13 protein-coding genes are annotated in these 13,317 nt (G+C 37.9%); all 13 read left to right on the top strand.

Annotated features, from left to right (window positions below; translation table 11 throughout):
• Window positions 1–2 precede the first annotated feature (2 nt).
• Window positions 3–500: a chemotaxis protein CheW gene (locus tag F3H00_RS04925; RefSeq protein WP_072594427.1), complete on the top strand. Its 498-nt coding sequence runs from the start codon at window positions 3–5 to the stop codon at window positions 498–500.
• Window positions 501–508: 8 nt separating this feature from the next.
• The gene (serB, locus tag F3H00_RS04920; RefSeq protein ID WP_103580478.1) at window positions 509–1,135 is read left to right on the top strand and encodes a phosphoserine phosphatase SerB; all 627 of its coding nucleotides are present in this window, start codon (window positions 509–511) and stop codon (window positions 1,133–1,135) included.
• Between the two features lie 3 nt (window positions 1,136–1,138).
• Window positions 1,139–2,131: a transaldolase gene (locus F3H00_RS04915; RefSeq protein WP_148798722.1), complete on the top strand. Its 993-nt coding sequence runs from the start codon at window positions 1,139–1,141 to the stop codon at window positions 2,129–2,131.
• A gap of 119 nt (window positions 2,132–2,250) precedes the next feature.
• The gene (locus tag F3H00_RS04910; RefSeq protein WP_002939542.1) at window positions 2,251–2,787 is read left to right on the top strand and encodes a 50S ribosomal protein L25/general stress protein Ctc; all 537 of its coding nucleotides are present in this window, start codon (window positions 2,251–2,253) and stop codon (window positions 2,785–2,787) included.
• 11 nt (window positions 2,788–2,798) lie between these two features.
• A complete protein-coding gene (pth, locus tag F3H00_RS04905; RefSeq protein ID WP_148798724.1) occupies window positions 2,799–3,347 on the top strand; it encodes an aminoacyl-tRNA hydrolase in 549 nt (182 codons plus the stop codon).
• The gene (locus F3H00_RS04900) at window positions 3,344–4,408 is read left to right on the top strand and encodes an LptF/LptG family permease (protein WP_148798726.1); all 1,065 of its coding nucleotides are present in this window, start codon (window positions 3,344–3,346) and stop codon (window positions 4,406–4,408) included. Before pth ends, F3H00_RS04900 begins: the two co-directional genes overlap by 4 nt.
• A 55-nt stretch (window positions 4,409–4,463) precedes the next feature.
• Complete coding sequence (gene lysA / locus F3H00_RS04895) at window positions 4,464–5,687, top strand: diaminopimelate decarboxylase (protein WP_149703735.1); 1,224 nt, start codon at window positions 4,464–4,466, stop codon at window positions 5,685–5,687.
• Window positions 5,671–6,750 carry a prephenate dehydratase gene (gene pheA, locus F3H00_RS04890; protein ID WP_149703734.1) on the top strand — a complete coding sequence of 360 codons (1,080 nt, stop codon included), beginning with the start codon at window positions 5,671–5,673 and terminating at the stop codon, window positions 6,748–6,750. Before lysA ends, pheA begins: the two co-directional genes overlap by 17 nt.
• On the top strand, window positions 6,750–7,847 hold the full coding sequence (gene hisC, locus F3H00_RS04885; RefSeq protein WP_149703733.1) for a histidinol-phosphate transaminase: 1,098 nt from the start codon (window positions 6,750–6,752) through the stop codon (window positions 7,845–7,847). The genes pheA and hisC overlap by 1 nt, the downstream gene beginning before the upstream one ends.
• A 4-nt stretch (window positions 7,848–7,851) precedes the next feature.
• Window positions 7,852–9,549: a flagellar basal-body MS-ring/collar protein FliF gene (gene fliF, locus F3H00_RS04880; protein ID WP_149703732.1), complete on the top strand. Its 1,698-nt coding sequence runs from the start codon at window positions 7,852–7,854 to the stop codon at window positions 9,547–9,549.
• Window positions 9,549–10,580: a flagellar motor switch protein FliG gene (gene fliG, locus F3H00_RS04875; protein WP_021091747.1), complete on the top strand. Its 1,032-nt coding sequence runs from the start codon at window positions 9,549–9,551 to the stop codon at window positions 10,578–10,580. Before fliF ends, fliG begins: the two co-directional genes overlap by 1 nt.
• On the top strand, window positions 10,577–11,440 hold the full coding sequence (gene fliH, locus F3H00_RS04870) for a flagellar assembly protein FliH (protein WP_148798737.1): 864 nt from the start codon (window positions 10,577–10,579) through the stop codon (window positions 11,438–11,440). The genes fliG and fliH overlap by 4 nt, the downstream gene beginning before the upstream one ends.
• Window positions 11,433–13,259 carry a 1-deoxy-D-xylulose-5-phosphate synthase gene (gene dxs / locus F3H00_RS04865; protein WP_148798738.1) on the top strand — a complete coding sequence of 609 codons (1,827 nt, stop codon included), beginning with the start codon at window positions 11,433–11,435 and terminating at the stop codon, window positions 13,257–13,259. The genes fliH and dxs overlap by 8 nt, the downstream gene beginning before the upstream one ends.
• Window positions 13,260–13,317 lie beyond the last annotated feature (58 nt).

Below are 13,317 nucleotides of genomic sequence, written 5' to 3'. Positions count from 1 at the left end.
GGATGAACAATAAACTAAATCAAGTTTTAAGCAAACAAAAACAGCAAATGAATGGTCCTGAGTTAAAAAATAATGAGGATATAGTTCAGCTAGTAGGATTTGTTGTCGGTGAGGAAGAGTACGCGATACCTATTTTAAATATCCAAGAGATAATCAAACCTATTGAATATACACGTGTTCCTAGTGTGCCTGATTATGTTCTTGGCGTGTTTAACCTACGCGGAAATGTTATTCCGCTTATTGATTTGCGTAAGCGTTTTTCACTAAATGTCACAAAACAAAGCCCAAGCACAAGATATATCGTTATGAAAGATGCGGATAATATCGCTGGCTTTGTGATAGACCGCTTGACTGAGGCCATCAGAATAGACCGTAATAGGATTGATCCGCCACCAGAGACTTTAGTAAAAGACAAAGGCATGATCTATGGCATTGGTAAACGTGATCAAAATATCCTTACTATTTTAAAGGTTGAAAGCCTTTTAAAACGTGATTTTTAGGACTCATCTTGATAAAACTTTGTGTTTTTGATTTTGATTCTACGATAATGGACGGCGAGACGATAGACATTCTCGCCGCTGTCAACAATGCCAGCGATGAGGTAGCCAGCATAACAAAACGTTCGATGAACGGCGAACTTGATTTTTTTGAAAGCCTTACTAAAAGGGTAAAATTTTTAAAAGGCATGCCACTTTCAAAGGCAAATGAAATTTGTAAAAATTTACCCATCATGCCAGGAGCCAGCGAGTTAATCGGTACTTTAAAGCAAAAAGGTATCAAGATCGTGGTTTTTAGTGGCGGATTTCACATAGCAACTGACGTCATGCAAGAGAAACTTAAATTTGATGCAAATTTCGCAAATATTTTGCATCATAAAGATGGAGTTTTGACTGGTGAAGTTGGTGGAGAAATGATGTTTGGTAGCTCAAAAGGTGAGATGATAGATCGCTTAAAAGGGCTATTAAATTTAGAAAAAAGTGAGATTATGTGCGTTGGTGACGGAGCTAACGACGTGTCGATGTTTAGAAAATGTGATATAAAGATCGCCTTTTGCGCAAAAGAAATTTTAAAAAAAGAGGCGACACATTGCGTAGATATCAAAGATTTGCGTGAAATTTTAAAATTTATAAGGTAAAAAATGTACGATAATGAAGCTAAATTTTCTCTTTGGTGTGACTTTATAGAAAGAGATTTTGTACAAAATGAATTTAGTACCATGCTAGAAAATGGTGTTATAAACGGAGCAACAAGCAATCCAGCTATTTTTAAAACAGCATTTACTTCGCCAGCTTACAAAAAGATTATAGAAAGTAGCAATAAACGTCATCCAAAAGATCTTTATGAAATTTTAGCGACACAAGATATAAAGATCGCTGCATGTAAGATGCTAAAGCACTATGCAAACGGAGATGATGGCTTTGTAAGTATTGAGGTTGATCCAAATTTATGCGAAGATACAGCTGCTACAATAGAAGAAGGCATGAGGCTTCACAGTTTAATTTCAATGCCAAATGTCATGATAAAAATTCCAGCCACAAAAGAGGGCTATGAGGCAATGAGTGCACTTATGGCAAGGGGAATTAGTGTAAATGCTACGCTTATATTCTCACCAGATCAGGCTAAAAACTGCCTTGAAGCTTTTAAAGAAGGCAGTAAGGCTTATGCAAGTCGCTTTATGGATACTACTATGCCAAAAGGTGTGATAAGTGTTTTTGTAAGTAGATTTGATAGAAAGCTTGATGAAGTTATGGCTGCAAAGAGCTTGCCAACGGGGCAAATCGGCATAATGAATGCTGCAAATATATATCATCTGATCGAAGATTTTGGACTAGAAAATGTAAGAACGCTTTTTGCAAGCACAGGTGTAAAAGGCGGTGGTTTAAGAGGGGATTATTACGTTAGAGAGCTAATGTATAAAAATTCTATAAATACAGCACCAATAGAGACGATAAAAGAATTTATAAAAGAAAAAGTAGAGGCAAAAAATGTGCCTAGTAAAGAAAATATCTCAAGCTTTTTCCAGATTATAAAAAATAATGAGATAGATATAAATGTCGTTTATAAAGATTTATTAAGCGACGGTTTAAAGCAGTTTGTGTCAGCATTTGATGATATTATGAAATCACTTTAGACAAAAAAAGTCCAAGCTAATACACAAACAGCAAAAGTGATCATTCTTAAACAAGCTTTATGTGAAATTTATAAAGCATTAGATAAAATCAGCACCTATTTTTTTATGAAAGGAAAACGATGTTAGAGGGTATCGTTAGAGAGAGTATCGGTAAGAAGTCTGCGAAGGCTTTGAGAAGAGATGGTTATCTAATCGCCAACATTTATGGCAAGGGATTAGAGAATGTTGCAGCTGCTTTTAAAGTAAATGACTTTATTAAAGAAGCGCGCAAAAAAGAGAGCCTTGCTTTTGATGTAAAAGTAGGCGGAAAAGTTTATAATGTCGTTATTGTTGATTACCAAAGAGATGTTGTTACAAGCGATCTTAAACACGTAGATCTAAAAGTAGCACTTCCAGGCGTTTTATCAAAATATATGATCCCAGTTAAGCCAGTTGGAACACCTATTGGTCTTAAAAATAAGGGTGTTTTGATACAGTCAAAAAGACGTCTTTGTGTAAAATGCACAGCTGAAAATTTACCAAATTCATTTGATGTTGATGTAAGCAAACTTGACATTGATGATACGATCTTGGTTCGTGATATCACAGCTCCTAAAGGCGTTACTATTATTGACGCTGACCGTGTTGCGGTACTTGGAGTTATTAAAGCTAAATAAAAAGGGCTTTTGTGACACTAATAGCGGGGCTGGGGAATCCTGGTCCCAAATACGAAAACACTAGACACAACATAGGCTTTATTCTTATAGACCTCCTAAAAGACTCAAATTTTAAAGATGTTAGCTCAGCTAAATTTCAAGGCGAAGTTTTTAAATTTAACGACATTATCTTGCTAAAACCAACGACCTTTATGAACCTTTCAGGTCAAAGTGTTAAGGCGGTAAAAGACTTTTATAAGCCAGATAGGATCATTGTCATCCACGACGATCTTGATCTTAGTTTTGGCGCTGTTAAATTTAAAAAAGGCGGCAGTAGCGGCGGGCACAACGGCATAAAATCAATCGACGGACTAATCGGCAACGACTACGAAAGGGTGCGTGTTGGCATAGGGCATGAGGGCGATGCTAAAAATTTCGTCCTTGGCGAGTTTAGCGACGAGGAGAAAAAGGCTTTAGATGAAATTCTAGCCTATACAAAAAATGCAGTTTGCGAGCTATTAAAGAGCGATATCAATGAAATTTCACAAAAATTTACGGTAAAAAAAGGTCTTATCAAATGAAACTATATGCCAGATACGTTGGCTGGGTCTATATAAAATCTTTTCTTATCGTATTTTTAGCGCTTGAACTATTTTATGTTGGTATCGATCTACTTACAAATTTAAAAGATCTGCCGCCATCTGCAAACCTTCAGCTCCTTTATGTTGGGCTTACATCGCTTAGCGCTATTGGTTACGTTTTGCCACTTTCGCTCATTTTCGCACTCATTATTTTACATGTAAATATGGTCAGATCTAATGAGCTAATCAGTTTTTATGCGCTTGGCATTAGTAAAAATAACTTAATTTTTCCACCATTTTTTATTGCACTTTTTGTAACTATTTTTTATGTCGGCTTAAATTTTACTCCATTTGCCTATGCACACGACTATCAAAAAAGTATCGCTAAAAATACGGCTTTTTCAAAAAGCACAAATGATTCATTTTTAAAATTTGAAGGCAAATTTATCTACATAAAGGAGCTAAATTCTGTTAATCAAATAGCAAATGATGTTAGAATTTTTGAGATAAATGGCACAAATTTACTCTCAACTACATTTGCAAATCATGCTAATTTTAAAGACAATGAGTGGATTTTAAAAGATGTTAATCAAACTCTTTTGCCGCAAATTTTAGAGCTTGGTGAAGCTGGTTTTAATAAAATACAAAGTGATAGCTTAGATGCATTAAAAGGCTTTAAGCCAAAGAGTATTGAAAGCGCTGCTAGTGTTGAAAACTCAAAATTTAATATCCCAGATGCGATAAATTTTATAAAGACATTTAAGAATGAAGGCATCGGCCTTGATAGCGCAAAAACAGCTTTTTACAACCTTGCTATCGCACCATTTTTTGCACCATTTTTGTTGCTCATTTTTTACTATCATTTGCCTGTAACTGGTAGGTTTTTTAATCTTGCATTTTCGACTTTTATTTTTGTTGTGATAACTCTTGTCGTTTGGGGGTTGCTCTTTATTCTTGCAAAATTTGCACAAACTTCCGTAATCTTGCCAGAGATTGGCATAGTTTTGCCAGTTATTTTACTTTTTGCATACGCCATTTATCTCATAAAATCGCATCGTTAAGCCAAATTTTGGTAAGCTTTTTGTAAAATCAAGCTATTTTAATAAAGGCTATTTTATGGATTTTAAAGAGCTTGCAAGTAGATACAAAACCCCACTTTACATTTATGATTTTAACCACATAAAAAACCGTTACGAAGCACTAAAAAATGCATTTTTTGCTAGAAAATCTCTCATTTGTTATGCGGTGAAAGCAAACTCAAATCTAAGTGTTTTGAAATTTCTAGCCGACCTTGGAGCTGGATTTGATTGTGTTAGCATTGGCGAAGTAAAAAGAGCACTTTTAGCAGGCGCAAAGAGATATCAGATCATTTTTAGCGGTGTTGGCAAGAGCGATGAAGAGTTAAAAGAGGCTTTAAAAAATGAAATTTTACTCATAAATGTTGAGAGTTTTGCTGAACTTTTAAGGCTTGAGGAGATCGCAAAAGGGCTAAACTTAAAGGCAAGAATTAGCATTAGAGTAAATCCAGGTGTCGATGCAAAAACTCACCCATATATCTCAACGGGACTAAATGAAAATAAATTTGGTGTTGATGCTGAAACAGCTAAAAGAATGTACATCCACGCTAAAGCTTCAAACTCTCTTGAGCCAACTGGCATACATTTTCATATCGGCTCTCAGCTAACATCACTTAGCCCGATAATCGATGCTGCAAATATCGTTAGCGAGCTTTTAAGAGAGCTAAGAGCGCTTGAGATTGATATCAAATTTTTCGATGTTGGCGGCGGACTCGGTATCATTTATAACGATGAAAAAGAGATAAATTTATACGACTATGCTCAAGGAATTTTAGCTGCGCTAAAAGGCCAAGACGTGACTATCGTATGCGAGCCAGGACGCTTTATCGTAGGTAATGCTGGCTACTTTGTTGCAAGCGTTTTATATGAAAAATTTAACGGCAAAAAGAGATTTGTCATCACTGATGGCGCGATGAATGATCTTATTAGACCAAGCCTTTACGGTGCTCATCATGAAATTTTTGTTTGTGGCAAGGATAAAAATTTAGGCCCATGCGATGTGGTTGGTCCAGTTTGTGAAAGTGGCGATTTTTTAGCAAAAGATATAGAGTTGCCAGAGTGCGATAGTGGCGATATTATCGTTGTAAAAGGTGCTGGAGCTTATGGTTTTAGCATGAGCTCAAACTACAACACAAGAAACAGAGCCGCTGAAGTTTGCGTGCTTGATGGCAAAGACAGACTTATAAGAAGACGTGAGAACTTTGAAGATGTCGTGGCACTTGAGAGAGAATTTTTGGAGAGCGCTGATGCAAGAGCTAAATGAGCTTAGAAAAGAGATCGATGCGATCGATGATCTCATCTTAAATAAACTAAATGAAAGGATGATTTTAGTTGAACAAATCGGCAAGCTAAAGCAAACTACTGGAACGCCTATATATCGTCCTGAGCGTGAGCGAGCTATCATAAACCGCTTAACTAGTCTTAGCAAAGACAAAGCTTTAAATAAAGCTGCGATCGAGGCCATTTATCTTGAAATTTTTGCTGTGAGTAGAAATTTAGAAATGCCTCAAAAGATCGTCTATCTAGGGCCTGAAGGCACTTACACGCATCAGGCGGCTCAGAGTAGATTTGGTGCGATGAGTGCATATTTACCACTTGCTACGATCGAGGCGGTTTTTACAAAGCTAGCTCAAAAAGAGGCAAAATACGGCGTTGTGCCTATTGAAAACAACACTGAAGGCGCTGTTGGCGCTACGCTTGATTGTTTGAGTAAATTTAGTGATATAAAAATAGTTGCTGAGCTTTATGTGGATATCCATCACAGCTTTGTTAGCATAAATGAAAATTTAAAAGAGATAAAGCGAATTTATTCACATCCGCAAGGGTATAATCAATGCCGTAAATTTTTAGAAGATCACTTACTGAATGAGGTCGAATTTATCCCAGCTAAATCAACCGCAGCAGCTGCATATATGGCTTCTATGGATAGAGAATCGGCCGCCATTTGCTCAAAGATCGCAGCAAAAATTTATAATGTGCCGATCGTTTATGAGACGATTGAAGACAATATGGCAAATAGAACGAGATTTTTGATTTTAAGCGATTTTAAAAATGCAAGAGTTGAAAACTCAAAAACTTCGATCCTTGCAAAGACTGATCACAGTCCAGGACGTCTTGCTGATCTGCTTTCTATCTTTAAAAATGAAAATATCAATATCACTAAACTTGAGTCACGCCCTATTAAGCAACGCGAGTTTAAATCGATGTTTTATCTTGATTTTGAAGGGCATATCGACGATGAGAAGGTGCAAAACGCCTTTGAACTCGCAAAAGAAAGCGGTGCTGAGATAAGCTGGTTGGGGAGTTATTTAAACGGAGAAGAGTAATGAAATTTAATGACTTTTTAGATGATCTAGTAAATTACGAGGCTGGAAAGCCTATTGAGCTTGTGGTTAGAGAATTTGGCATCGAGGCAAAAGATGTGATCAAGCTAGCTAGCAACGAAAACCCTTTTGGCACGAGCAAACGTGTAGAAGAGGCGCTAAAGGAGGTCGCTAAAAAAGCGCATCTCTATCCAGACGATAGCTACTTTGAGCTAAAAGAAGGGCTGGCTAAGAAATTTGGCGTAACTAGCAAAAATTTAATTATCGGCTCTGGAAGTGACCAGATCATAGAGTATGCACTTCACGCAAAGGCGAATAAGCAAAGTGGCGTTTTGATGGCTGGCGTGACGTTTGCGATGTATGAAATTTATGCAAAACAAACTGGGGCTAAAATTTACCGCACAAAGAGTGTGGAGCATAATTTGAGTGAGTTTTTAGAAATTTATAATGCGCATAAAGATGAAATCTCTGTCATATTTCTTTGCCTGCCAAATAACCCTTTGGGAGAGTGTTTGGACGCAGATGAGGTCTTTAAATTTATGAAAAGTATTGATGAAAACACGCTTGTTGTGCTTGATTGTGCCTACAATGAATTTGCAAAATTTAAAGATAGAAAAAAAGAGATAAAGCCAAGCGAGGTGGTAAAATTTAAAAATGCCATCTATCTTGGTACTTTCTCAAAAGCCTACGCACTTGGCGGCATGCGCGTTGGATACGGCGTGGCAAATGAAGAGATCATAGGCGCTCTCTCAAAACTAAGAGCTCCGTTTAACATCACAACTCCAAGCTTAAGAGCTGCGATAGTAGCACTTAATGATGATGAGTTTGTGCAGCAAACCATGCAAAATAACTTCGAGCAGATGAAGAGATATGAAGAATTTGCAAAGCAAAATGGCATAGAATTTATCCCAAGCTATACGAATTTCATAACTTTTAAATTTAACGAGCCAAAATCAAGCCAGATATGCGAAAAGATGCTAAAAAAGGGTATAATTTTGCGAGATCTAAAAAGCTACGCCTTAAATGCGGTGAGAATCACCATCGGCCTTAGCTGGCAAAATGATAGAGTTTTTGAAGAGTTAAAGCAAATTTTAAAGTAGGAATATGGATTTTAAAGCATTACTTCATCAAATAAGTCAAATTTATCAAAAGCTTTCATTAAAGCAAAAAATCGTTGCAGCTAGCTCGATCGTCTTGGTCGTGGCATTTTTGGTATTTTTAACACTTTATAAAAGCAAAAATGAAAATTTTGCAGGTTACAGCGTCCTTTTTGAAAACATTAGCCCAAACGATTCTGCCTTAATACTTGATCAGCTAAACAAAGATGGAATTAAATATAAATTAGCAAACGAAGGCACTATTCTTGTGCCAACGAGTGATGTTTATAAAGAGCGCATCGCTGTTGCAACGCTTGGAATACCAAAAGAGAGTAAAATCGGCTTTGAAATTTTTGATAAGCAAGAATTTGGTGCGACTGATGCCGAGCAGAGAGTAAAATTTCAAAGAGCGCTTGAGGGCGAGCTAGCTAGAACGATCGAGAGTCTTTCTTCTATCCAAAAAGCGACTGTTCGTATCGCTATCCCTAAAGAGAGCGTTTTTACTGAGCGTCAAGCACTTCCAACAGCTTCTATTGTTGTTGAGCTAAAGCCAGGCGTTAGCCTAAACGCAAAGCAAATTTTTGGCATTAAAAACCTAGTCGCTGCCTCTGTTACAAATTTAAGCACAGAAAATGTAAAGATCGTAAATCAAGACGGAGTCGCACTTGGCGATGAAGATGGTGAGTTTGATAGTGACGCTATAGCTCAGCAGATCCGCTATAAGCGCGAGTTTGAAAATAACTATGAGCAAAAGATCGTAAATGTGCTAGCTCCTATCGTGGGCGGAGCAGATAAGGTCGTAGCAAAGGTAAATATCGACTTTGACTTTGATAAAAAAGATACAAAAAGCGAGGTTTATGACCCAAATAACGTCGTAAGAAGCGAAAGTAACATCGAAGAAAAACGCCAAGGCTCAGCTCCAAATGAAGTGGGCGGCGTACCAGGTGCGGTTAGCAACATAGGCCCTGTTCAAGGGCTAGATGACAGCACTTTAAAAGAGCAGTACAACAAAAGCTCGCAGCAGACAAACTATGAAATTTCAAAGAAAGTAACAAATGTCAAAGGGCAGTTTGCTAGCATAAATAGAGTGAGTGCGGCTGTCGTTATAGACGGACTTTATCAGAGCAAAAAAGACAAAGATGGCAAGCCAACTGGTGAGGTAGAATTTACTCCACTTTCTAAAGAGCAAAGAGAGTCAATCACAAATTTAATCAAACAATCAATCGGCTATAACCAAAATAGAGGCGATGAAGTAAGCTTAGATAACTTTGAGTTTAAAACTGGCAAAGATATAAGCACTAGCGAGAAGATGGATGGCTTTGTGAATAACTATGTAGTGCCATTTATGCCGCTACTAAAATATATTTTTGCAGCATTGTTGCTCTACATCTTCTATAAAAAAGTCATTGTGCCATTTATGCAAAAGATGCTTGAAGAGACAAAAGAAGAAGAGGAGCAAGTTCAAGATGGCCTTGAAGATATTGAGGTAGATGCCGAAGATACGCTTGAGAAATTTAAAGCTGCTCGCAAAAAGGTCGAAGAGCAACTAGGACTTAGTGGCGAGTTTAATGAAGATGAATTAAAATACGATGTTTTACTTGAGAAAATGAGAGCGGTCATCACAGAAAGAAATGAAGAGATAGCAATGCTACTTCAAGATATGGTAAAAAATGACAGCGACTTTAATATGCGTAAGGAAATTTGATGTCAATAAAGCTAAATGACAAGCAAAAAATGATTTATGATGATCTATCGATGCCTGAAAAGATTGCTATTTTGCTGATTCAGCTTGGCGAAGAGGCAACTGCTCTTATATTTTCTCACATGGATGTTGATGTTATCACTGAAATTTCAGGCTATATCGCAACCGCAAAAAACATAGACAAACAAGTCGCAAGTGCTGTGCTAGAAGAATTTTACGCGCTAATGCAGTCAAATCAATATATGAGAAGTGGTGGTTTAGAGTACGCAAAAGAAATTCTTTACCGCACATTTGGTCCAGAGGCAGCTCAGAAAATTTTAGACAAGCTTGCAAAAAGCATGGAAAACTCAAAAAGCTTTGGCTATCTTGATAAGATAAAACCACAACAGCTGGCAGACTTTATCATAAAAGAGCACCCTCAAACCATCGCGCTAATACTAGCTCACATGGACTCAACGAGCGCTGCTGAAACGCTTAGCTTTTTCTCAGATGAGCTAAGAAGCGAGGTTGTCATTAGAATGGCAAATCTTGGTGATATTAGCCCATCGGTCATTAAGCGTGTTTCAACCGTACTTGAGGGTAAGCTTGAAAGTCTTACATCTTATAAAGTCGAAGTTGGCGGTCCAAGAGCTGTGGCAGAAGTGCTTAATAGACTTGGACAAAAAGCCAGCAAAAGTACGATCGAACGTATCGAACAAAGTGATGATAAGCTTGCAACAACGATTAAAGAGCTTATGTTTACATTTGAAGATATTATCAACCTTAATGCAACTGCGATTAGAGAAATTCTTAAAAATGTCGATAAAAAAGACCTTATGGTCGCATTTAAGGGCTCAAGCGATGGCATAAAGGATAAATTTTTATCAAATATGTCTCAGCGTGCAGCAGAAGCCTTTAAAGAGGAGATGCAGTATCTTGGTGCGGTGCGCGTAAAAGATGTTGAAGAGGCTCAAAGACGCATAGTGGAGACAGTGCAAACTCTAGCTGATCAAGGTGTATTCCAAGTCGGCGAAGCAGATGAGATGATAGAATGAAAAGCAGCGTAATAACCAGTGAGACTTCTCCAGCTCACTTTATAGAAAATTACAGATTTAAGGTGCTTGGGGTTGGAGAGCGAGCCATAGATAGTGCTCCTGTATTGATAGAAGAAAATAATCTTAGTGAAGAGCTAAGTGAGCAGAATTTTGGGCAAAAGGGTGAAAATTTCATTCCTCAAGCTAGTCACCAAGCGCAGGCAAACTCACAAAATCACTTTGCTCCTCAGGCTCAAAGTCCACAAATACAGCAAGCAGGCGAGTCGAGCTTTGTTGAAGAACTGCTTAAAAAAACAGATGAGCTAAGTAGCAATATCATCAAACTTCAAATGCAAATAGAAAATCAAGAGAGCGAATTTGCTAAGCGCCTTGATACTGAAATTTCTCGTGCAAAAGAAGATGGTAAAAATGAGGGTATCGCCCAAGCAAATGCGGCAAATGAAGCAAGGATAAATGAGTTAGAGGCTAGATTTAGCACTTCAGCTGCAAAACTTGAAGAGCAGTACGTTAAATTTGATGAGTTTTTAAAGAAAATCGAAGAAGAGCTTGGACAAACTGCTATAAAAATCGCAAAAGAAGTAATCGATAAAGAAATTTCAACCTCTTCAAATCAGATCGCTCATCATTTAGCAAGCTCGCTTATAAAAGAGCTAAGTAATGTTAAAAATATAGAAATTCGCGTAAATCCTGAAGATAGCGAATATATAAAAGAGCAATTTAGCAAGAATGAGCACGTCAAAATAAGCGCTGATGATGCTATAAGCAAAGGCGGTGTGGTTATTATAAGTGATGGTGGCAATATCGATGCAACTATGCAAACAAGGCTAGAAAAACTAAAAATGCTGGTAAATAATGAATAAAGACGTTAAAAGTTTAGATGTTGATGAACTAAACGCACTTTGTCATGACATCAGGGATAAAATTTTAGCCACTGTTAGCAAAAATGGCGGTCATCTTAGCTCAAATATCGGTGCAGTTGAGATCATTGTAGCGATGCATAAAATTTTTGATGTGACAAAAGATCCATTTATCTTCGATGTAAGCCACCAAAGCTACGCACATAAGCTACTAACTGGACGCTGGGATAGCTTTGATACGCTTAGAAAATTTAATGGCATCAGCGGCTATACAAAGCCAAGCGAGAGTAAATTTGACTACTTTGTAGCAGGGCATAGCTCGACGTCCATATCTTTAGCAGTTGGTGCTGCAAAGGCGATAAAACTTAAAAACGAAGATCGTATCCCAGTAGCTGTCATAGGCGATGGCTCACTAAGTGGCGGCATGGCGTACGAGGCGCTAAATGAGCTAGGGGATAGAAAATATCCTTGCGTCATCATCCTAAATGACAACGAGATGAGTATAAGCAAGCCAATAGGCGCACTTAGCAAGTATCTAAGCCAGATGATGGCAGGGCAGTTTTATCAAAAATTTAAAGGTAGGGTTGAGCGCTTTTTAAGCTATATGCCAGACTCTGCAGCCTACATGGCTAGACGCATGGAGGAGGGCATCAGACTTATCACTCCTGGTATGTTTTTTGAAGAGCTTGGACTTGAGTACATAGGTCCAGTCAATGGACACGACCTCTTGGCGCTTCTTAGCACATTTGAAACTGCCAAAAATATGAAAAAACCAGTCATCGTGCACGTGCAGACGCTAAAGGGCAAAGGGTATGAATTTGCTGAGGGGTGCTACGAAAATTGGCACGGAGTTGGACCATTTGATCTAAAAAGTGGCGAATTTATCAAAAGACAGTCAAACAAGTCAGCCACGGCGATCTTTAGCGAGCAGCTTTTAAAGATGGCAAGAGAGCATAGCGACATCGTTGGTGTAACGGCCGCGATGCCAACAGGCACTGGTATGGACGCTTTGATACAAGAATTTCCAGATCGTTTTTGGGACGTGGCGATAGCCGAGCAACACGCAGTCACGTCTATGTCAGCCATGGCAAAAGAGGGTTTTAAACCATTTGTTGCAATATACTCGACATTTATGCAAAGAGCCTACGATCAGGTCATTCACGATGCTTCTATTTTAAATTTAAACATCACGTTTGCGATGGATAGGGCTGGTATCGTAGGTGAGGACGGCGAAACGCATCAGGGTGCGTTTGATATAAGCTTTTTAAACGCTGTGCCAAACATGGTTCTTTTTGCCCCAAGATGCGAAGAGAGTATGAAAAATGTTATGGAATTTGCCTACTCTTACAAGGGTGTTAGCGCATTTAGATATCCGCGCGGAGCGTTTATCTTAAGAGATGAGTTTGAAGCTCAGCCACTTGAGTTTGGCAAGGGTGAAATTTTAGCTGATGCAAATAGTGATATTGTATTTTTAGGCTATGGTAACGGCGTTGGCAGAGCAAATTTGGTCAGAAATTTACTAACTGGCAAGCTTGATGTGATATTGGTTGATCTTGTTTTTGCAAAACCGCTTGATAGTGAGCTTTTACTGGATCTTGCAAAACGCACTAAAAAATGGTACATCTTTAGCGATAGTGCCAAAAAAGGCGGTATTGGCGAGATAGTAAGTGCATTTTTACAAGAAAATAAAATTTCAAATATAAGTGTCATTAGCTTTGAGTACGAAGATAAATTTATCCCACATGGTTCAACTGCTGAGGTTGAAAAATATCTTGGTATAAGTGCCGAGCAGATTACCAAAAATTTACTAGAGAATAATTAATATCATTTAATAAAGTAACGTTTAATATTATTTTTGCTAGCATAAGCCAAAATAAAAA

It is taken from the genome of Campylobacter concisus, from assembly GCF_902460845.1.
GTDB lineage: Bacteria > Campylobacterota > Campylobacteria > Campylobacterales > Campylobacteraceae > Campylobacter_A > Campylobacter_A concisus_X.
The sequence above is the reverse complement of the archived record's forward strand: the minus strand, read 5'-3'. Positions and strand labels throughout refer to the sequence as shown.